Raw genomic sequence first — 18,478 nt, forward strand, 5'->3', positions numbered from 1 at the left:
CTGGGGATACACGTGTGCCGGTGGAGTCACCGGAGGGGAAGCCGGTGCCTTGCACACGGGTAAGGGTCGGGTGAGGGTCATGAGCGAGCGTCCCCTGCAGGATGTGGTCTTCCTGACCGTCGCCGAGGTCGCCTCGGTGATGCGGGTCTCGAAGATGACGGTCTACCGCCTGGTGCACAGCGGCGAACTTCCGGCCATCAGGGTCGGACGCTCGTTCCGGGTGCCCGAGCAGAAGGTGCACGAATACCTTCAGGAGTCCTACGTGCGGCTGCAGAGCGCGTAGTCCGGAAAGGCCGGCGGACTCCGATTACGGCAAACGCGAGGTGGACGGTAGGCTAGGCCCTCCGTCAGTCGTATGGACTCCCGTTCCTCACGGGCGCGGGTCCGAGTGAGCGAGGAATGTTCCGTGGGCTCTGTCATCAAGAAGCGTCGCAAGCGTATGGCCAAGAAGAAGCACCGCAAGCTTCTGAAGCGCACTCGCGTGCAGCGTCGCAACAAGAAGTAACACCGCCTGCGGTCGCCTCGCGCCGCCAGGTTTCACCACTGCCCGTCCCCGGATGATTTCCGGTGGCGGGCAGTGGCGTTTCCGCTCCCGCCTTCGCGGCGCGGTACGGTGCAGCCCAGGGGGAAGGCAGCAACGGCAGCCATGGGAGGTCCCGGAAACGTGGGCAGGGTCGTGCTCGTCACCGGCGTGTCGCACCGGCTCGGTGCGCGTTTCGCCGGGCAGATCGCCGAACAGCCGGGCGTGGACCGGGTGGTGGGAGTGGACGCCGGCCCGCCGCCGGCCGCGCTGCCGTCCGGCGTCCAGTACGCGCAGGTCGACCTGCGCCGGCCGGCGATTGCCCGGGTGATCGCCGAGCACGAGGTCGACACCGTGGTGCACCTGCACGTCACCGCGCTCGGCCACGGCGGCCGGGCGCTGGTGAAGGAGACCAACGTCATCGGCACCATGCAGCTGCTCGGGGCCTGCCAGAAGGCCCCCGGCGTGCGCCGCCTGGTGGTGAAGTCGACCACCGCCGTCTACGGCTCCGCGCCGCGCGACCCGGCGGTGTTCGGCGAGCGGATGCAGCCGAAGGCGCTGCCGGCCGGCGGCTTCGCCCGGGACGCCGCCGAAGTGGAGGGCTACGTACGGGGGTTCGCCCGCCGCCGCCCCGACGTCGCCGTCACGGTGCTGCGGTTCGCCAACATCCTCGGCCCGCACGGCGACACCCCGCTGACCGCGTACTTCCGGCTGCCGGTGCTGCCGACCGCGCTCGGCCACGACCCGCGCCTGCAGTTCGTCCACGAGGACGACGCGCTGGAGGTGCTGCGGATGGCCGCGCTGGACGCGCCGACCGGCACCTACAACGTGGCGGGCGACGGCGTGCTGCTGCTCTCCCAGTGCGCCCGCAGGCTCGGCCGGCCCACCGTGCCGCTGCTGCGGCCCGCGCTCGGCCTGGTTGCCCAGCTGGCCCGGCAGCTGACCGCCCCCGCGGACCGCGCGTTCTCCCAGGAACAGCTCCAACTGCTCACCCACGGACGGGTGGTGAGCACCGCGCTGCTGCGCGACACGTTCGGCTTCACGCCCCGCTGGACCACCTCCGAGGCGTTCGCCGACTTCGCCGCACACGTGGTGCCCGGCCCGCTTCCGCCGGCCCGGCTGACCGCCGTCACCGACCGGCTCACCGATCTGCTCGCCGACCACCGTCCCACCCAGCCCGAGGAGTTGAGGCCGCGATGACAGCCGCGCGGGAGCCCGCCGACCCGGCGGCCAAGGTCATCCCGATCGAGTCCGCGCCGAGCTGGTCCGGCCCCGATCCGCGCCCGGCGCTCGCCGACCGGCTGGCCGACAGCGTCGGCGCGGCCCTCTCCGGCCGGCTCGGCGCGACCGCGACCCAGCTGTTCGGCAAGGGCTGGGAGCAGCGCGCCGCCGGCGGACTCGGCTTCCTGCGCCGCCGGTTGACGGGCGACTACGAGGTCGACGACTTCGGCTTCGACCGGGAGCTGACCGAGGAGGTGTTCCTCGCGATGCTGCGGCCGCTGGCGGAGAAGTACTTCCGGATCGAGGTCCGCGGCACCGAGCACATTCCCGCCGAGGGCGGCGTGCTGATCGTCGCCAACCACTCCGGCACCATCCCGCTGGACGCGCTGATGACCCAGGTCGCGGTGCACGACCACGCCGACCGGCACCTGCGGATGCTGGCCGCCGACCTGGTGTTCGTGCTGCCGGTGGTCAACGAGCTGGCCCGCAAGGCCGGGCACACGCTGGCCTGCAACGAGGACGCGCAGACGCTGCTGGAGCGCGGCGAGGTGGTCGGGGTCTGGCCGGAGGGGTTCAAGGGCATCGGCAAGCCGTTCGCCGACCGGTACAAGCTCCAGCGGTTCGGCCGCGGCGGCTTCGTGGCGTCCGCGCTGCGGGCCGGGGTGCCGATCGTGCCGTGCTCGATCGTCGGGGCGGAGGAGACCTACCCGATGATCGGCAACTTCCGGACGCTGGCCCGGCTGCTCGGCCTGCCGTACGTGCCGATCACGCCGACCTTCCCGTGGCTGGGCCCGCTCGGGGCGATCCCGCTGCCGACCAAGTGGACCATCCAGTTCGGCGAGCCGATCCCGACGGACAGCTACCCGAAGGACGCCGCCGACGACCCGATGCTGGTGTTCAACCTGACCGACCAGGTGCGGGAGACCATCCAGCACACGCTGTACAAGCTGCTGGTGCAGCGCCGCTCGGTCTTCGGCTGACGGGCTGGCGGGCTGACGGGCCGGCGGGCCGATGCTTCGCCGATCGCCCCGCGCCCCCGGTGCGGGGCGCGGGGCGCGGGGCGATCGGGGCTCAGCCGAGGGTGAGCCCGGGCAGCAGCCCCGGGAGGAGCGGCGGGAGGTTGAGGCCCTGGTTGCCTCCCGGGGGCGCGGCCGGTGAGGCCGACGGGGCCGGAGCGCCGCCCTGGGCCGGCGGGGCGGTCGGCGAGGGCGCGGAGCCGGTGAGGCCGCCCAGCAGGTCGCCCAGACCGGGCTTGGCGGACGGGCTGGCCGACGGGGTGGCCCCCCGCGCGGACGACCCGTCGGCCGGGCCGTTCCCGGTGCCGCCGTTGGCGCCCGTGGTGGTGCCGCCCGGCTGCTGCTGGCCGGCCCCCGTGCCGGAACCGCCGGTGGTTCCGCTGCCGTCGCTGCCCTGGCCGGAAGGCTGCACCAGCCGCAGGGGCGCGACGTCCTCGCTTATGTCGCTGAACAGGCGGTCCACCTTGTCGGCCTGGCCGGCCAGGCCGGACGGCAGCCGGGACTGCAGGGCCGACCAGCGCTCGTCCTGCCCGGCGAAGCCGGCGAGTTGGCGCATCGGGGCGAGCGAGCCGTTGGAGCGGTAGACCGCGCGCAGCAGGGCGCGGCCGCGCAGCGCCTCGGCGTGCATGTCGTCGAGGGCGCGGCGGACCTGGTCGACCGTGGCGGGGCTGAGCGTGTTGCCCGGGTCGGTGCGGCCGACCAGCGACTGCGCCTCGTCGAGCCGGGTGGAGGCCTGCTGGAGGAGCAGGGCGCCGCGCTCGGAGTCGCTGTCGGCCAGGTCGAGGCGCAGCCCTTCGAGGCCGCGCTTCATGCCGTACAGGGCGTCCCCGGGCAGGGCGTTGGTGGAGGCCGCGGCGACCCCGCCGAGGGAGCCGACGGCGACGCCCGCGACCAGTCCGCCGATGGCCAGGCGGCGGCCCCACCGGGTGCGGCGGGTGCGCCTGGCGCGCTGGACGGGGAGGACCGCCGTGGGGGCGCCTTCGGCCCACTGCTGTTCGAACGCGGCCATCAGCCGGGCGCGTTGGACCGTCCGCGTCTCGGCGGCGATCCCGGGGGCGGGGAGCGCGCCGAGGGCGTCGGCCATGGTGAGCAGCTCGGTCATGGCGGTGGAGCCGGCCCGGTGCGCGCCGCTGCTCCGGTGGTCACTCTGGTGGGCCTCCAGCGCCTCGGCGAAGGACTTCGCCCGCCGGTGCTCCAGCACATTTGCCGTCACGGGCCACACCTCCCTTCGTCGTTTTCGACACCGTGGCCCGTCGGTTGGTTGTCCCGACAGGCCGAAACCACACCATCGGGTGACAGCTCGAAATCCCACTTGACTGCGGGCCCGGTGGCGGGATGCACGCTGGCCAACGAGCGGTGTCGGGAGTCGGTTACGCACGACCCCCCTGGCGTATTAAGCAGAGCAGATGACCGTCCCATCACCCGGACGGGCAAGCGCCCGCGCGGGGTTGACGGCGCATCACGGCCCGGGCGATCCGGCTGCACGCCCGCCGGGCCCGGGCGCGCCGCCAACGGGCGCGCCGGGCAAGGTCGTTCGCGCCGGGGCCTGCCGGGCGAGGGGCTGCCGGGCGAGGGTCTGCCGGTCGGGGGTCTCTCGGGTGTCGCGTCCACGGCCCGCGGATCACCGGGCGTCGGGCGGTAGCAGGCGGGCCAGCGTGCGCACCGCCCGGTACTGCAGCGTCTTGATGGCGCCCTCGTTCTTGCCCATGATCCGGGCCGTCTCGGCGACCGAAAGCCCTTGCAGGAAGCGCAGCGTGACGCACTCCTGCTGCTGCGGGTTGAGCCGCCGCACCGCGTCCAGCAGGGCGGCGTTGGAGAGCGACTCCAGCACCGACTCCTCGGGGCTGCGCTCGCACTCGTTGGAGTCGAGCATCTCGCCGGTGGTGACCTCCAGCCGGAACCGGCTGGACTTGAAGTGGTCGGCCACCAGGTTCCGGGCGATGGTGACCAGCCAGGCCCCGAAGTCGCGGCCCTGCCAGGTGAAGGTGCCGATCCGGCGCAGCGCGCGCAGGAAGGTCTCGCTGGTGAGGTCCTCGGCGGTGGCCCGGCTGCCGACCCGGTAGTAGATGTACCGGTAGACGGTGTCGGCGTAGTGGTCGTAGAGCCGCCCGAAGGCCTCGCTCTCGCCGTTCTGGGCACGTTCGACCAGATCGACGACGGGGTTGTGCTCGGTGTCGTAGCCGGGGCCGGCGGGCGCGGTGCGGGTGCGGCCGCGGGTGCCGGGGGAGGGCACGGTCCGGCTGCGCGGGGCGGCGGCGGGGCTGCCGGCGGCGGTGGAGCGCAGCAGTGGCGCGGCGAACGCGGCGGGGGCGGGCGTGGTGAACGCGGGGCCGGCCACCGCGGGTTGGGGCGCCAGCAGTTCGAACTCGCGGATCGCGGCCCACAGTCGCTCCAGGCGCACACTGCGGCGGAGGCCGGCGCTCGACGGGCGGGAGGTGGCTGGCGCGTCGTTCCGGACGGGTGGGTACACGGGACTCCCAGAGGCAGAACTGTGGACGGATCACCTCCGCCTGTGCGGAGAGGCACGCCGCATTGACCACCCGTCACGGGGACGTTCGGGGTGGCGTGCATCCAAGAGAGAATAACGCTTTGTGCAATGACAGCTACACCCCGTGGTCGAAGTGGTCGAAGGAAGTCCACTTCTCGCGCAAATTCGGCTGCCGATGACCGGAGTTGACGCCATCTCACCGGCTCAATGCGACCGCTTGTGCGCATCTGGTGACCGACTGGTGATGGATGGCCCGGGTTTCCCCGGTCGGGGCGTTCCCAACCCACGACTTTGACCGACTGCCGAACGATCACTTCCGGTCACGGCCGCGGCGCCTGCTCAGGGCCTGCCCGGGAGGGGCCGCGGGCATGCCGGGACCACCCGTCGGGGGGCGTGTCGGCGGCGGCGGGTTGACGCCCGGTCAAGGGCGGGGCGGGTGATGCCGGGTCAGGCCCGCTGGCGGCGGCGCATCGCCACCGCGGCGGCGGCCGCCCCGGCCGCGACGCCGAGCGCGGCCGCCGCGGGGATGCCGATCCTGGCTGCCTTGCGCCCGGTGCGGAAGTCCCGCACCCGCCAGCCCATCGCGCGGGCGTGCCGGCGCAGCGCCGCGTCCGGGTTGATCACGTACGGGTGGCCGACCAGGCTGAGCATCGGGATGTCGTTGGCGGAGTCGCTGAACGCGGCGCAGCGGGCCAGGTCGAGGTGCTCGCGGCGGGCCAGGGCCTGGACGGCGGCGGCCTTGGCGGGGCCGTGCAGCATGCCGCCGACCAGCCGTCCGGTGTACTCGCCGTCGCGGGTCTCGGCGACGGTGCCGAGGGCGCCGGTCATGCCGAGCCGGCGGGCGATCAGCCGGGCGACCTCCTGCGGGGCGGCGGTGACCAGCCAGACCCGCTGTCCGGCGTCCAGGTGCATCTGGACCAGGGCGCGGGTGCCGGGCCAGACCTTCTCGGCCAGCACGGGCTCGAAGATCTCCTCGCAGATCCGTTCCAGGTCGGCGGTGCGCTTGCCCGCGACCAGGCCGAGCGCGCTGTCCCGGGCGTCGGCGATGTGTTCGGCGTTCTCGGCGCCGCGCAGCCGGAACGCGGCCTGCTGCCAGGCGAACCGGGCCAGGTCGCGGCGGGTGAAGAAGCGCCGCCGGTACAGGCCGACGCCGAGGTAGAAGATCGCGGCGCCGCGCAGGATGGTGTTGTCGCAGTCGAAGAACGCGGCGGCCCGGACGTCGCCGGGCACCGGGGTGTGGTCGCCCTCGGGGGCCTTGGGGCGGCCCGGTTCCGTAGCGTCGGGGGTGAGCTGTTCCTGAGCGGCGTCGGCCGCGGCCTCGCCCGCCAGGACGGTCCGTTCGTCGGTGGAACGCCTCGACCGGGTGAGCCTTCGCAGCGCTGCCATGGGACGAGCATAGTCAGCCGGGGCGCCCGCCCCCGTGACCGAGGAGTGCCGCACCGGTGAACGAGGGGCATCCGGGGCGGCGCCGTGAGCGCCTGCACAATGAGTGGGGTGAGCCTGCTGCGACGTGCGAAGAAGAACCCGGCCGACACCACGGTGACGCTGATCGGCAAGCCCGGCTGCCATCTGTGCGAGGACGCCCGGGCGGTGATCCTCAAGGTGGTCGGCGAGCTCGGCGTCGGCTTCGAGGAGAAGGACATCCTGCAGGACGCGGCGCTGTACGAGCAGTACGCCGAGCAGATCCCGGTGACGCTGATCGACGGCCGCCAGCACGACTTCTGGCGGGTGGACGAGAAGCGGCTGCGCAAGGCGCTGGCCTGACTCCCCGGCCGGCGGGCCCCGAGGGCCTGTCCTCGCTCCGGCGGTCCTTCGTAGGCGCTCGACACCCTCGGCCCTAGGAGTTCCGGCGGCTCCCGGCTTACCATCGAACGGTTGTCCACCGGGGGCCGTGCAAGAGGAGGGCGCGATGAACGGCTATGCCGTCGTCGACGTCGAGGCCACCGGTCGCAGCCCGTGGCGCCACCGGGTGGTCGAGGTCGCCGTGGTGCAGCTGGACGCCGCCCTGCGCACCGAGCGGGTGTTCGCCACGCTGCTCGACCCGGCCGGGCCGGTGGGGCCGACGCACGTGCACCGGATAGCGCAGGAGGACGTGGTCGGCGCACCGCGGTTCCGGCAGATCGCGCCCTGGCTGCTGGAGCTGCTGGCCGACCGGGTGCTGGTCGGACACCACGTGACCTGCGACCGGGCGTTCCTGGAGCGGGAGTTCGCGCGGATCGGCGTGGTGCTGCCGGTGCTGCCGGCGGTGTGCACGATGCGGCTGGCCCGGCGGCTGATGCCGCAGGCGGGCGGTTTCGGACTGTCGGCGTGCGTGGAGGCGGCCGGGCTCGGCTGGTTCCCGGCGCACACCGCGCTCGGCGACGCCCGGGCCACCGTCGAACTGCTGCGCCACTGCCTGCGGCTCGGATCCCCGATGGACGAGCTGGTTCCGGAGGCCGGTCGAGCCGCAGCGGTGCCGTGGCCGCGGCTGGCGGCGGCCCGTTCGGCCCGTGCCCCGGGGTCGGTCCGACTGCTGCGCCGGTGGGCTCCGCTGGGTCCGTGGCCGGCCGGAGCGGAAGGGTCGCGTCCGCTGGTCGGTGCGGCGGGTTACGAGTGATGCGTGTCACTGTTCGGGGACAAATCGGACACCATCTTTGTGCACACGTTCACAAACGCATAGCCTGGCGGTCCAAGCCCAGCTTCACCCACAGGAGCACCGTGGCAATCGGCCGACCCTCACCCCACAGTTCGCAGACGCCCGATCCGGGCGCCGCGCGCCGGACCTCGCGTGCGCGGGGCATTCCGGAGGCGACGGTGGCCCGTCTCCCGCTCTACCTGCGGGCGCTGACCGCGCTGTCCGAGCGTTCCGTGCCGACCGTCTCCTCCGAGGAGCTGGCCGCCGCGGCCGGCGTGAACTCCGCCAAGCTCCGCAAGGACTTCTCCTACCTCGGGTCCTACGGCACCCGCGGCGTCGGCTACGACGTGGAATACCTCGTCTACCAGATCTCCCGCGAGCTCGGCCTCACCCAGGACTGGCCGGTCGTCATCGTCGGCATCGGCAACCTCGGCCACGCCCTCGCCAACTACGGCGGCTTCGCCTCCCGCGGCTTCCGGGTCGCCGCCCTGCTGGACGCCGACCCCAACGTGGTCGGCAGCACCGCCGCCGGCCTGCCGGTGCGGCACATGGACGAGCTGGAGGACATTGTCGTCTCCCAGCACGTCTCCATCGGCGTGATCACCACCCCGCCCGGCGCCGCCCAGCTGGTCTGCGACCGCCTGGTCGAGGCCGGCGTCACCAGCATCCTCAACTTCGCCCCCACCGTGCTGACCGTTCCGGACGGTGTGGACGTGCGCAAGGTCGACCTGTCGATCGAGCTGCAGATCCTCGCCTTCCACGAGCAGCGCAAGGCCGGCGACGAGCCCGCCGCCGGCGACTCGGTGCTCGACCGCGCCCCCGGGCCGGTCCGCGCCGCCGCCGCCAAGCTGCGCCGCGCCGCCGGTGGCGGCAAGGGTGAGCAGGCGAAGAGCACCCCGGCCGCCAAGGGCACCAAGGGCCCCGAGGACGACCTGTCCGCGGTGATGCCGGCGTGAGCACCAACATCCGTCACGACGAGGTGGGGGCATGAGTCTTCTGGTAGTCGGTCTGAGTCACCGGACCGCACCGGTCGGCGTACTGGAGCGCGCCGCGCTCACCGGCGAGAGCCCGACCCGGCTGCTGCACGACGCCGCCGCCTCGGCGACCGTCGCGGAAGCGGCACTGGTCAACACCTGCAACCGGATCGAGCTGTACGCCGACGTGGACAAGTTCCACGCCGGCGTCGCCGAGCTGTCCCAGATGCTCGCCGGGCACAGCGGCGTCGACCTCGACGAGCTCACCCCGCACCTGTACGTGCACTACGAGGACCGCGCCGTCCACCACCTGTTCTCGGTGGCCTGCGGCCTGGACTCGATGGTCGTCGGCGAGGGCCAGATCCTCGGCCAGCTGCGCGACGCCCTGGCCAAGGCCCAGGACGAGCACACCGCGGGCCGCGGCCTCAACGAGCTGTTCCAGCAGGCCCTGCGGGTCGGCAAGCGGGCGCACAGCGAGACCGGCATCGACAAGGCCGGCCAGTCGCTGGTCACCTTCGGCCTGGAGCAGGTCGCCGTCGGCGCCGGCCCGATCGCCGGCAAGCGCGCCCTGGTGGTCGGCGCGGGCTCGATGAGCTCGCTGGCCGCCGCCACCCTGGTCCGGGTCGGCATCACCGACCTGCAGATCGCCAACCGCACCCCGGCCCGCGCCGAACGCCTGGTGGAGATCCTCGGCGGCGCCGCCCGTACCCTGGACTTCGACAAGGTCCCGCAGGCACTCGCCGACGTGGACCTGGTGATCTCCTGCACCGGCGCCGCCGGCACCGTGATCGACGCCGCCGAGGTGGCCGCCGCGGTCGCCGCCCGCAGCGCCGAGCAGCCGCTCGCCTTCCTCGACCTCGCCATGCCGCGGGACGTCGACCACGCCGTGCACCAGCTCGACGGCGCCCTGCTGGTCGACCTGGAGAGCCTCTCCCACGCGCACGCCGCCACCCCCGGCGCGGGCGACGTGGACGCCGTCTCCACCATCGTCGGCGACGAGGTCACCGCATTCGGCCAGGCGCAGCGCGCCGCCCGGATCGCCCCCACCGTGGTCGCCCTGCGCGCCATGGCCTCCGAGGTGGTCCGCAGCGAACTCGCCCGGCTCACCTCCCGGTTGCCCGACCTCGACGAGCGCTCCAGCGCGGAGATCTCGCAGGCCGTCCGCCGGGTGGTCGAAAAACTGCTGCACGCCCCGACCGTCAAGGTCAAGCAGCTCGCCGCCGAACCCGGCGGGGCCTCCTACGCGGAAGCCCTGCGCGAACTGTTCGACTTGGACCCCGCGGCAGTGCACGCTGTCTCCGGCACCCCGACCGGCGACCGGGCCGGGTCCTCGATCCCGGCCGGCGGTATCCCCGCCGCCCAGGCCGCCGTCGCCCCGCCCGCCGGAGCACCCAGATGAACACCCCGTCAGCCCCCCAGCACGACCAGGACGATCACCTCATGAATGGTCCAGAGACAGTGACGCCGCTGCGCCTCGGTACCCGCCGCAGCGCCCTCGCCATGGCCCAGTCGGGCATGGTCGCCGAGGAGGTGGCCAAGATCACCGGCCGCCGGGTGGAGCTGGTCGAGATCACCACCTACGGGGACGTCTCCCGGGAGTCGCTGGCGCAGATCGGCGGCACCGGTGTGTTCGTCTCCGCGCTGCGCGACGCCCTGCTGGAGGGCCGCATCGACCTGGCCGTCCACTCGCTCAAGGACCTGCCGACCGCCGCCCCCACCGGGCTGCTGCTGGCCGCCGTCCCCGAGCGCGAGGACGTCCGGGACGCCCTGATCGCCCGCGACGGCCTCACCCTGGCCGAGCTGGTCGGCAAGGCCGACGGCCGTACCGTCCGGATCGGCACCGGCTCCCCGCGCCGGATGGCCCAGCTCAACGCCTGGGCCCGGGCGCACGACGCCGACCTCGAGACCGTCGCCATCCGCGGCAACGTCGACACCCGCATCAACTTCGTCACCTCCGGCGAACTCGACGCCGTGGTGCTGGCCACCGCCGGCCTGAACCGGCTCGGCCGCCACGCCGAGATCACCGAGCACCTCGACACCGCGCTGATGCTGCCCGCCCCCGGGCAGGGTGCGCTCGCCGTCGAGTGCGTCGACCCGACCCTGGCCGCCGTGCTGTCCCGGCTCGACCACGTCCCCACCCGGGCCGCCGTGGTCGCCGAGCGCGCCCTGCTGGCCACCCTGGAGGCCGGCTGCTCCGCGCCGGTCGCCGCGCTGGCCACCTGGGCCGGCACCGAACTGCGCCTGGAGGGCGTGGTCGGCACCACCGATGGCGCCGAACTGCTCAAGATGTCCGCCAACGGCCCGCTCGTCCTCGACGAAGCCGCCGAGGAGCAGGCCGCGGCCCTGGGCCGCGCCCTGGCCACCCGGCTGCTCGACGCCGGAGCGGCCGACCTGATGGGGGAGCGCGCCCGATGACCGCCGCCGGATTCCACCCGCCCGCAGGGCGCTGCACCTTCCTCGGCGCCGGCCCCGGCGACCCCGGACTGCTCACCCTGCGCGCCGTCGACGTGCTCAGCACCGCCGACGTGCTGATCGCCGACCCGCTGACCGCCGCCGCGGTCCGCACCCACTGCCCCAGCGGCGTCCAGGTGATCGACCCGGCCGACGCCGGCAAGGAGCTGTGCGACCTGGCCGCCGACGCGGTCCGGGCCGGCCGCCACCTGGTCCGCACCGTCGACGGCGACCCCGGCCTGGACGGCTGCGCCGCCCAGGAGATGCTGCGCTGCGCCAAGGCCGGCGTCCCGTTCGAGGTCGTTCCCGGCGTCGCCCAGTCGGTCGGCGTGCCCGCCTACGCGGGTGTCCCGCTCCGCGGCGACCAGGGCGCGGACGTCCGGTTCGTGGACGGCGAGGCGCTGCTCGGCGGCCAGCTGGTCGACCTCGGCGCGCCCGAGACCACCCTGGTGGTGCGCACCACCCTGGGCCAGCTGCCCGCGACCGCGAACGCCCTGGTGGCGCACGGCCGCAAGCCCGACGCGGCGCTGTCCGCGACGCTCTCCGGCACCACCACCCGCCAGCGCACCTTCACCTCCACGCTGGCCGCCATCGCCGCCGACCTGAAGGCCGCCCGGGTGCTGCCCTCGCCGGTCTCCGCCCCGGTGGACCCGGCGACCTCGGTGATAGCCGTGGTGGGCGCGCAGGTCGCCCACCGCGCCTCGCACTCCTGGTTCGAGACCAAGCCGCTGTTCGGCTGGAACGTGCTGGTGCCGCGCACCAAGGAGCAGGCCCACGGCCTGTCCGAGCAGCTGCGCTCGTACGGCGCGGTGCCGCAGGAGGTGCCGACCATCGCGGTCGAGCCGCCGCGCACCCCGCAGCAGATGGAACGCGCGATCAAGGGCCTGGTCACTGGCCGCTACGAGTGGATCGCCTTCACCTCGGTGAACGCCGTCAAGGCCGTCCGGGAGAAGTTCGAGGAGTACGGGCTCGACGCCCGCGCCTTCGCCGGCATCAAGGTCGCGGCGGTCGGCGAGACCACCGCGCAGGCGCTGGTCGACTTCGGCGTGAAGCCCGACCTGGTGCCGTCCGGCGAGCAGTCCGCCGCCGGCCTGCTGGAGGACTGGCCGCCCTACGACCCGGTGTTCGACCCGATCGACCGGGTGCTGCTGCCGCGCGCCGACATCGCCACCGAGACCCTGGTGGCCGGCCTGGTCGAGCTCGGCTGGGAGGTCGACGACGTGACGGCGTACCGGACGGTGCGCGCCTCGCCGCCGCCGGCCGAGACCCGCGAGGCGATCAAGGGCGGCGGTTTCGACGCGGTGCTGTTCACCTCGTCCTCGACCGTCCGGAACCTGGTCGGCATCGCCGGCAAGCCGCACAACGTGACCGTCATCGCCTGCATCGGCCCGGCCACCGCCAAGACGGCGGAGGAGCACGGCCTGCGGGTCGACGTGATGGCCCCGGCCCCGTCCGCGTCCGCGCTCGCCCAGGCGCTGGCCGACTTCGGGGCCAACCGCCGGGACGCCGCCACCGCGGCGGGCGAGCCGGTCTACCGGCCGAGCGAACGCCGCCCCGGTTCGCGCCGCAAGGCGCGCTGACCCTCCGTCGGGGGAGGCCGACCAAGCCTCCCCCGGCGTCTTTTTCGTGACTCAGGGAGCCTTCGAAGTGTCCGCCGAATTCCCGTCCGTCCGCCCGCGCCGCCTGCGCTCCACCCCCGCGATGCGCCGCCTGGTCGCCGAGACCCGGCTCCACCCGGCCGAGCTGATCCTGCCCGCGTTCGTCCGCGAGGGCATCGCCGAGCCGAAGCCGATCACCTCGATGCCCGGCGTCGTCCAGCACACCCGGGACACCCTGCGCCGGGCCGCCGTCGAGGCCGCCGAGGCCGGGCTGGGCGGCATCATGCTGTTCGGCGTCCCCGAGGTGCAGGACGCGGTCGGTACCGAGGGCACCAACCCCGACGGCATCCTGCAGGTCGCCATCCGCGACGTGGTCTCCGAGGTCGGCGACGCCCTGGTGGTGATGTCCGACCTGTGCCTGGACGAGTACACCGACCACGGCCACTGCGGCGTGCTCGCCGAGGACGGCTCGGTCGACAACGACGCCACCCTGGAGCGCTACGCCGAGATGGCCGTCGTGCAGGCCGAGGCCGGCGTCCACCTGGTCGGCCCGTCCGGGATGATGGACGGTCAGGTCGCCGTCATCCGCCGCGCCCTGGACGACGCGGGTTACCAGGACACCGGCATCCTCGCCTACACCGCGAAGTACGCCTCCGCGTTCTACGGCCCGTTCCGGGAGGCCGTCGGCTCCTCGCTCAAGGGCGACCGCAAGACCTACCAGCAGGACCCGGCCAACGCCCGCGAGTCGCTGCGCGAGCTGGAGCAGGACCTCGCCGAGGGCGCGGACATGGTGATGGTCAAGCCCGCGATGGCCTACCTGGACGTCCTGCGCCAGATCGCCGACGCCTCCCCGGTGCCGGTCTCCGCCTACCAGGTCTCCGGCGAGTACTCGATGGTCGAGGCCGCCGCCGCCAACGGCTGGATCGACCGCGAGCGCACCATCCTGGAGACGCTCACCTCGATCCGCCGGGCCGGCGCCGAGCAGATCCTCACCTACTGGGCCACCGAGGCCGCCCGCCTGCTGCGCTAGCACAGGAAGGGGCGCGGGGAACTGCGCGGCAAGCGCAAGGCCGGTCCGCAAGGTCGCGATCAAGAGCAGGTCACTGTCCTGCGTTGCGATCTTGCGGTTGGGTGCCTTCCGCTGCGCGCAGTTCCCCGCGCCCCTGTTTTCGCGTCCGTCGGCCTTTGCGCCGGCGGCTTTCGCGGGGTCAGCCGATGGCGATGATGCCGCCCTCGCCGCCGCCGATCGCGGTGGAGGTGGCCCAGCCGTAGCGGCCGCCCGCGGTGAAGATGTGGTCGGTCGCGGCGAAGCCCGCTCCGTGGCCCGCGATGAAGGGCTCGTGGGCGGTGATCACACCCTCCTCGCCGCCACCGGCAGCGACGTGCGCACAGGCGGGGGAGGCGATGCCGGCCAGGGCGAGCGCGGCGACGGTGGTGACGACGGCCTTGCCCAGCTTGCTCTTCATGAGAGTTCCTCTCTGCGTCGGGTGGTGTCTCTACGTCAACACGGGGGTGCGGCTGGCGGGGCGCTGCACGCGCCCGCCGGTGCTCCGATCACCCGGTCGCGCCGCGGACGAACGGGTGGGGGTACGGCCGGAGACACGGAACCGCCGGGCCCGGGGCTGGCCCCGGACCCGGCGGTCGGCTGTGACCGGGAAGATCAGCCGATCAGGTGGCTGACGCCACCGTCGCCGGCGGTGGCGGTGTTCTGGCCGATGTCGCAGGTCTGCTTGGCACCGTTGTTGAGCGCGTCGACCTCGACCGGGACGACGATGCCGATGAGGGCACCCACGCCGATGTTGTGGATGTCGGGCAGGCAGATGTTCGGGTTGTCCAGCACGTGGTTGTTCGGGCTGTGGTTGCCGTGGGTGCCGGTGGCGTTGGTGCCGCCGTCGCCCTGCAGGGAGACGGCGGAGCCGTCCGCGTCGCCGATGGCCATCGCGGGGGAGGCGGACATGGCGAAACCGGCGGCGACGACGCCGACGGCGGCGAGAGCCTTCTTGATCATGGGGTCATTCCTTTTCGGATCTGATGGAGTGGAGCAGTGCCCCTTGCGCGTGGCTCGCGCCGGGGCCACCGCCCGGCCGGGGGAACGGCGCGGGCGGATCGTGGGGCGCGGAGCGGGAGGCTCCGCGCCAGGGCGGTGACGGGACGTCAGCCGACCAGGTGGGAGACGCCGCCGTCGCCGCTGCCGACGGTGCCCTGGCCGACCACACAGGTCTGCTTGGGCTCGTTGTTGAGCGCGTCGACCTCGACCGGGATGGCCACGCCCAGCACTGCCACGCCGATGTTGTGGATCTCCGGCAGGCAGATGTTCGGGTTGTCGGCGAAGTGGAAGTTCGGGCTGTGGTTGCCCCAGGTGCCGCTGGAGTTGGTGCCGCCATTCCCCTGGATGGTGGCGGCCGAACCGTCCGCGTCGCCGATCGCGACGGCGGGGGAGGACACCGCGGCCAGCGCGGCGGCGGCCAGGCCGACGGTGGCCAAAGACTTCTTGAGCATGGTCGAGATACCTCTCTGAAATACCGTTCGAGGGGTGCTGCCCCGTCGTCGTCGGGATCAAAGAATGGCGAACAGGAAAGTTACGGGGGCGGAGAAAATTCGTCGAGGATCATCGATTTCTCCGCGCGCCAGTCGGATTATTAGGCCGTTCCGGTTAACTGTCGCTATCCGGGAGGGAGGTGGCTCGTTCGCCAGGGTGTGCGCGACGCACCCGAAGTACCTCCCGGGCTGCTGGCGGCACGAGAAGTCATACGGAATGACCGACGTACCGAATTACCGGATACCCGAACGAACGGCGAACACCATGAAGCTCTCCAAGCGGGCCGCGGGCGCCCTGCTGCTGGCGGTCGGCGCGGGCGTGGCGGCGACGCAGGGCGTGGCCCAGGCCGCGGCGAAGACCCCGGCCGAGGTGGCCGCGCTAGAGGACGGACTGGCCACCAAGCAGGTGCCGTTCAGCATTCCGCTCAGCACGCCGGACTCGCCGCTGCCGCTGCTCGCGGACGGCGGCGAGATCCACGGCGGCATCCCGTCCTCGCCGCTGCTGCCGCCGAGCGGGACCGGCCAGAGCCCGACCGAGCCGATCCCGGACCACGTGCTGTCGGCCCTGGGCGGCACCAAGCTAGGCCCGTCGCTGGGCGCCACGCTGCCGCTGCCCGAACTGGACCAGGGCGCGCGGCTCGGCAGCCTGGACCTGGACGCGCCGCCCGCCCCGCTGAACGTGGCCGGCCCGGCGGTCGGCCTGGGCCGGCCGGTCAGCTTCGTGCAGGGCGAGAGCGGCCGGCTGACCGACGCCGCACTGACGCTGGACAAGGTGGACCCGCACCTGGTGACCGCCCCGGTGCAGGCCGTGCCGGGTGCCAAGGCCTCGCTCGGCGGCGAGCAGGACCAGATCTCGGTCACCGACTCGGTGAAGACGCTGGCCGGCACCACCACCGCCATGACCGGCGAGATGCTGAACCAGGCCAACCCGGCGCAGACCCTCACCGGCGCGCTGGACCAGTCGCAGATGTGACGCGGCACCACCACTCGTTCGTACGGCCCGGTTGCTCCGTGTGGAGCAGCCGGGCCGTACGGGTGTCCGGGGGACGTCAGAGCGGCAGCGCGTTGAGCAGCGGGCCGGCCAGCGGGAGGTCCTTGGCCCCGCCGCCGGCGGACAGCGGCTTGGTGACCGTGCCGGTGCCGATCGGGCCGGGTCCGTTGTCGGGGATCACCGTGACGCCGTTGTTGAACACGTCCGCACCGGATCCGGCCCACGGGTCGAGCCGCAGGTCCTTGGCCGGGGCGACCGCGTAGCCGAGCGCGGAGGTGGTGCCACCGAGCGCCGCCTGGGCGTCGGCGGGCTGCAGGTGGGGGGCGGGCAGCGGGAGCCCGGCGAGCTGGTCGGTCTCGGCGTGCGCGGTTTGGGCGGTGAGGCCGCCGAGCAGCAGCGCGGCGCCGAGCGCGGCCAGCGCTCCGGTGGTCGTCCGGGACATCGGCCATTCCTTCGGGGAGGGGACTTCGGGGTGACAGGTACGTCGGGTTAACGAGTCGCCGGGGCGCTGGGTACTCCGAGGCGACGAGTACGTGGGTGCGGCGGGGACGAGCACTGCCCCCCGGCCGGTGGCCGAGGGGCAGTGTGCGCGGGGCTGGCGATCGGCCGGGACCGGTCAGTCGCAGTCCTCGTCCACCGGCTCGTGGTGGTGGTGCCCGTGGTGGTGCTCGTGCTCGGCCGGCGGCTCGGAGTGCTCGTGCTCGGCCGGCTCGCCGTGCTCGTGCGCGTGCTCGCCCGGCTCGACCGGCTCGACCACGGGCTCCACACCCTCGGTACCGCCGTCGCCGTTGATGCACGTGTTGCCGAACGCCGGGTTCAGCAGGGCGATGATGCCGATCGAGTTGCCGCAGACGTTGACCGGGACGTGGACCGGGACCTGGATCAGGTTGCCGGAGAGCACACCGGGGGAGTTGGCGGCGACGCCCTCGGCCTCGGCGGAGGCGTTGGCCAGGCCGGCCGAGCCGAGGACCAGGCCGGCGGCGGCGACGGTCATGACCGCGGCCTTCTTGAAGTTGCGCATGAGGGGTTGATCTCCTAGATCGCAGCGGGGAGTTGGTGTGCCGCGTGGCGCGGGCGTACGGCGCGGTACGGCGTCGGGCGGTTCAGCCGCCGTTGATGCAGGTGTTGCCGAAGGCCGGGTTCAGGATGCCGACGATGTCGATCGTGTTGCCGCACAGGTTGATCGGGATGTGGATCGGGACCTGGATGTCGTTGCCGGAGAGCACGCCGGGGGAACCGGCGGCGACGCCCTCGGCCTCGGCGGAGGCGTTGGCCAGGCCGGCCGAGCCGAGGACCAGGCCGGCGGCGGCGATGGACAGGACCGCCGCCTTCTTGAAGTTGCGCATGGCTCTTTCTTCCTCACGTTCTGCCCGACTGTGGAAGGTCGGGTGTCGGGCGATTGGCATCATCGCCCGCTGTTTTCCGGATGCGCCGTGAATGTCACTCACGCGGCTCAAGACCCGCGTGTCGCCCGTGGCTTGGGCGGTGCGTGCTGCGTCGGGGGTGCGCCGGCGGCTGTTCACGTCAGCGGGGTTCGCCAGGAAGAACGAACCAGTACGGCGGGGGAAACGGTCGAGTTCGCCGATCGTCCGGGCCGTTCACCCGAATGCTGCGGTTACGCCGGACGGGTGATTGTCCGAAGAGCATCGCAACTGATTCGGAGTGGCTTCGTTGGCTGAGTGCACGTCCCGTGTGCTTCCTTCCGGTAGCCCCGGCGCGGCAATTGGAAGATCTGATTTATCGAGGAGACTCAAATGAGCATCAAGAAGGCCGCCGCGGTCGGCGCCGCTGTCGTGGGCATCGTCGCCGCCGGTGCGGGTTCCGCCCTGGCGAGCAGCGAGGCCGAGGGCGTCGCCGCCGGTTCCCCCGGTGTCGTGTCCGGCAACCAGGTCCAGGTCCCGATCCACATCCCGGTCAACCTGTGCGGCAACTCGATCGACATCATCGGCCTGCTGAACCCGGCGTTCGGCAACACCTGCGTCAACGGCGGCTGACAGCACCCGCTGGTTGATCAAGCCGTCGTCCACATCCTCCTGGTGGGGTGTGGGCGGCGGCTCAGCTGCGTTT

At 73.1% G+C, this 18,478-nt stretch carries 22 protein-coding genes; 13 read left to right on the top strand and 9 right to left on the bottom strand.

What is annotated here, in order from left to right; all coding sequences use genetic code 11:
- Positions 1-79: 79 nt before the first annotated feature.
- The 4 genes from ACFYS8_RS24275 to ACFYS8_RS24290 all read left to right on the top strand — a co-directional run bounded on the left by ACFYS8_RS24275 (position 80) and on the right by ACFYS8_RS24290 (position 2,721).
- Positions 80-283 (top strand): helix-turn-helix domain-containing protein, encoded by a 204-nt coding sequence (locus ACFYS8_RS24275; RefSeq protein WP_035863710.1) that lies wholly within the window; start codon positions 80-82, stop codon positions 281-283.
- 123 nt (positions 284-406) lie between these two features.
- Complete coding sequence (locus ACFYS8_RS24280) at positions 407-505, top strand: 30S ribosomal protein bS22 (protein WP_003948845.1); 99 nt, start codon at positions 407-409, stop codon at positions 503-505.
- Between the two features lie 159 nt (positions 506-664).
- Positions 665-1,720 carry an NAD-dependent epimerase/dehydratase family protein gene (locus tag ACFYS8_RS24285; RefSeq protein ID WP_387644160.1) on the top strand — a complete coding sequence of 352 codons (1,056 nt, stop codon included), beginning with the start codon at positions 665-667 and terminating at the stop codon, positions 1,718-1,720.
- Positions 1,717-2,721, top strand: coding sequence for a lysophospholipid acyltransferase family protein (locus ACFYS8_RS24290; protein WP_387644163.1), 1,005 nt, complete (start codon positions 1,717-1,719; stop codon positions 2,719-2,721). Before ACFYS8_RS24285 ends, ACFYS8_RS24290 begins: the two co-directional genes overlap by 4 nt.
- Positions 2,722-2,812: 91 nt before the next feature.
- Here ACFYS8_RS24290 and ACFYS8_RS24295 read toward each other — a convergent pair whose 3' ends face one another.
- From ACFYS8_RS24295 to ACFYS8_RS24305, 3 genes are all read right to left on the bottom strand, one after another.
- Positions 2,813-3,970: a DUF5667 domain-containing protein gene (locus ACFYS8_RS24295; RefSeq protein ID WP_387644166.1), complete on the bottom strand. Its 1,158-nt coding sequence runs from the start codon at positions 3,968-3,970 to the stop codon at positions 2,813-2,815.
- A gap of 408 nt (positions 3,971-4,378) precedes the next feature.
- Positions 4,379-5,227 carry an ECF subfamily RNA polymerase sigma factor, BldN family gene (locus ACFYS8_RS24300; RefSeq protein WP_387644168.1) on the bottom strand — a complete coding sequence of 283 codons (849 nt, stop codon included), beginning with the start codon at positions 5,225-5,227 and terminating at the stop codon, positions 4,379-4,381.
- A 465-nt stretch (positions 5,228-5,692) separates the two neighbouring features.
- A complete protein-coding gene (locus ACFYS8_RS24305) occupies positions 5,693-6,631 on the bottom strand; it encodes an HAD family hydrolase (protein WP_387644171.1) in 939 nt (312 codons plus the stop codon).
- A gap of 99 nt (positions 6,632-6,730) precedes the next feature.
- Here ACFYS8_RS24305 and ACFYS8_RS24310 point away from each other — a divergent pair, with 99 nt between their 5' ends.
- From ACFYS8_RS24310 to hemB, 7 genes are all read left to right on the top strand, one after another.
- Positions 6,731-7,009 (top strand): glutaredoxin family protein, encoded by a 279-nt coding sequence (locus ACFYS8_RS24310; protein ID WP_387644174.1) that lies wholly within the window; start codon positions 6,731-6,733, stop codon positions 7,007-7,009.
- A gap of 145 nt (positions 7,010-7,154) precedes the next feature.
- Positions 7,155-7,841, top strand: a complete 687-nt coding sequence (locus ACFYS8_RS24315) for an exonuclease domain-containing protein (RefSeq protein ID WP_387644176.1) — start codon at positions 7,155-7,157, stop codon at positions 7,839-7,841.
- A 101-nt stretch (positions 7,842-7,942) separates the two neighbouring features.
- Positions 7,943-8,815, top strand: a complete 873-nt coding sequence (locus ACFYS8_RS24320) for a redox-sensing transcriptional repressor Rex (RefSeq protein ID WP_387644179.1) — start codon at positions 7,943-7,945, stop codon at positions 8,813-8,815.
- A gap of 31 nt (positions 8,816-8,846) precedes the next feature.
- Positions 8,847-10,232: a glutamyl-tRNA reductase gene (locus ACFYS8_RS24325; protein ID WP_387644182.1), complete on the top strand. Its 1,386-nt coding sequence runs from the start codon at positions 8,847-8,849 to the stop codon at positions 10,230-10,232.
- A gap of 41 nt (positions 10,233-10,273) precedes the next feature.
- Entirely contained in the window at positions 10,274-11,248 is a 975-nt protein-coding gene (gene hemC, locus ACFYS8_RS24330; RefSeq protein ID WP_387644185.1) for a hydroxymethylbilane synthase, read from the top strand.
- The gene (locus ACFYS8_RS24335; protein WP_387644188.1) at positions 11,245-12,864 is read left to right on the top strand and encodes a uroporphyrinogen-III synthase; all 1,620 of its coding nucleotides are present in this window, start codon (positions 11,245-11,247) and stop codon (positions 12,862-12,864) included. Before hemC ends, ACFYS8_RS24335 begins: the two co-directional genes overlap by 4 nt.
- A gap of 67 nt (positions 12,865-12,931) precedes the next feature.
- Complete coding sequence (hemB, locus tag ACFYS8_RS24340; protein WP_387644191.1) at positions 12,932-13,912, top strand: porphobilinogen synthase; 981 nt, start codon at positions 12,932-12,934, stop codon at positions 13,910-13,912.
- A 178-nt stretch (positions 13,913-14,090) separates the two neighbouring features.
- Here hemB and ACFYS8_RS24345 read toward each other — a convergent pair whose 3' ends face one another.
- From ACFYS8_RS24345 to ACFYS8_RS24355, 3 genes are all read right to left on the bottom strand, one after another.
- The gene (locus ACFYS8_RS24345) at positions 14,091-14,348 is read right to left on the bottom strand and encodes a hypothetical protein (protein WP_387644194.1); all 258 of its coding nucleotides are present in this window, start codon (positions 14,346-14,348) and stop codon (positions 14,091-14,093) included.
- Positions 14,349-14,542: 194 nt separating this feature from the next.
- A complete protein-coding gene (locus tag ACFYS8_RS24350) occupies positions 14,543-14,890 on the bottom strand; it encodes a rodlet layer protein (RefSeq protein ID WP_387644197.1) in 348 nt (115 codons plus the stop codon).
- Positions 14,891-15,036: 146 nt separating this feature from the next.
- Complete coding sequence (locus tag ACFYS8_RS24355; RefSeq protein ID WP_387644199.1) at positions 15,037-15,381, bottom strand: rodlet layer protein; 345 nt, start codon at positions 15,379-15,381, stop codon at positions 15,037-15,039.
- Positions 15,382-15,637: 256 nt separating this feature from the next.
- Here ACFYS8_RS24355 and ACFYS8_RS24360 point away from each other — a divergent pair, with 256 nt between their 5' ends.
- Positions 15,638-16,393: a hypothetical protein gene (locus ACFYS8_RS24360; protein WP_387644202.1), complete on the top strand. Its 756-nt coding sequence runs from the start codon at positions 15,638-15,640 to the stop codon at positions 16,391-16,393.
- Positions 16,394-16,469: 76 nt separating this feature from the next.
- Here the strand turns inward: ACFYS8_RS24360 and ACFYS8_RS24365 are convergent, their stop codons facing one another.
- The 3 genes from ACFYS8_RS24365 to ACFYS8_RS24375 all read right to left on the bottom strand — a co-directional run bounded on the left by ACFYS8_RS24365 (position 16,470) and on the right by ACFYS8_RS24375 (position 17,757).
- Positions 16,470-16,853, bottom strand: coding sequence for a hypothetical protein (locus tag ACFYS8_RS24365; RefSeq protein ID WP_387644205.1), 384 nt, complete (start codon positions 16,851-16,853; stop codon positions 16,470-16,472).
- A gap of 174 nt (positions 16,854-17,027) precedes the next feature.
- Entirely contained in the window at positions 17,028-17,432 is a 405-nt protein-coding gene (locus tag ACFYS8_RS24370; RefSeq protein ID WP_387644206.1) for a chaplin, read from the bottom strand.
- 82 nt (positions 17,433-17,514) lie between these two features.
- Positions 17,515-17,757, bottom strand: coding sequence for a chaplin (locus tag ACFYS8_RS24375; RefSeq protein WP_387644209.1), 243 nt, complete (start codon positions 17,755-17,757; stop codon positions 17,515-17,517).
- Between the two features lie 408 nt (positions 17,758-18,165).
- Here ACFYS8_RS24375 and ACFYS8_RS24380 point away from each other — a divergent pair, with 408 nt between their 5' ends.
- The gene (locus ACFYS8_RS24380; RefSeq protein WP_387644212.1) at positions 18,166-18,405 is read left to right on the top strand and encodes a chaplin; all 240 of its coding nucleotides are present in this window, start codon (positions 18,166-18,168) and stop codon (positions 18,403-18,405) included.
- Positions 18,406-18,478: the final 73 nt, after the last annotated feature.

The sequence above is a fragment of the Kitasatospora sp. NPDC004615 genome, assembly GCF_042873545.1.
Taxonomy (GTDB): domain Bacteria; phylum Actinomycetota; class Actinomycetes; order Streptomycetales; family Streptomycetaceae; genus Kitasatospora.

Coding starts and splice junctions, on each gene's coding strand:
- ACFYS8_RS24315 (WP_387644176.1), top strand. CDS start 7,155: ATGAACGGCTATGCCGTCGTCGACGTCGAGGCCACCGGTCGCAGCCCG.
- ACFYS8_RS24290 (WP_387644163.1), top strand. CDS start 1,717: ATGACAGCCGCGCGGGAGCCCGCCGACCCGGCGGCCAAGGTCATCCCG.
- ACFYS8_RS24380 (WP_387644212.1), top strand. CDS start 18,166: ATGAGCATCAAGAAGGCCGCCGCGGTCGGCGCCGCTGTCGTGGGCATC.
- ACFYS8_RS24305 (WP_387644171.1), bottom strand. CDS start 6,631: ATGGCAGCGCTGCGAAGGCTCACCCGGTCGAGGCGTTCCACCGACGAA.
- ACFYS8_RS24275 (WP_035863710.1), top strand. CDS start 80: ATGAGCGAGCGTCCCCTGCAGGATGTGGTCTTCCTGACCGTCGCCGAG.
- ACFYS8_RS24365 (WP_387644205.1), bottom strand. CDS start 16,853: ATGTCCCGGACGACCACCGGAGCGCTGGCCGCGCTCGGCGCCGCGCTG.
- ACFYS8_RS24375 (WP_387644209.1), bottom strand. CDS start 17,757: ATGCGCAACTTCAAGAAGGCGGCGGTCCTGTCCATCGCCGCCGCCGGC.
- ACFYS8_RS24345 (WP_387644194.1), bottom strand. CDS start 14,348: ATGAAGAGCAAGCTGGGCAAGGCCGTCGTCACCACCGTCGCCGCGCTC.
- ACFYS8_RS24350 (WP_387644197.1), bottom strand. CDS start 14,890: ATGATCAAGAAGGCTCTCGCCGCCGTCGGCGTCGTCGCCGCCGGTTTC.
- ACFYS8_RS24325 (WP_387644182.1), top strand. CDS start 8,847: ATGAGTCTTCTGGTAGTCGGTCTGAGTCACCGGACCGCACCGGTCGGC.
- ACFYS8_RS24360 (WP_387644202.1), top strand. CDS start 15,638: ATGACCGACGTACCGAATTACCGGATACCCGAACGAACGGCGAACACC.
- hemC (WP_387644185.1), top strand. CDS start 10,274: ATGAATGGTCCAGAGACAGTGACGCCGCTGCGCCTCGGTACCCGCCGC.
- ACFYS8_RS24335 (WP_387644188.1), top strand. CDS start 11,245: ATGACCGCCGCCGGATTCCACCCGCCCGCAGGGCGCTGCACCTTCCTC.
- ACFYS8_RS24370 (WP_387644206.1), bottom strand. CDS start 17,432: ATGCGCAACTTCAAGAAGGCCGCGGTCATGACCGTCGCCGCCGCCGGC.
- ACFYS8_RS24310 (WP_387644174.1), top strand. CDS start 6,731: ATGAGTGGGGTGAGCCTGCTGCGACGTGCGAAGAAGAACCCGGCCGAC.
- ACFYS8_RS24355 (WP_387644199.1), bottom strand. CDS start 15,381: ATGCTCAAGAAGTCTTTGGCCACCGTCGGCCTGGCCGCCGCCGCGCTG.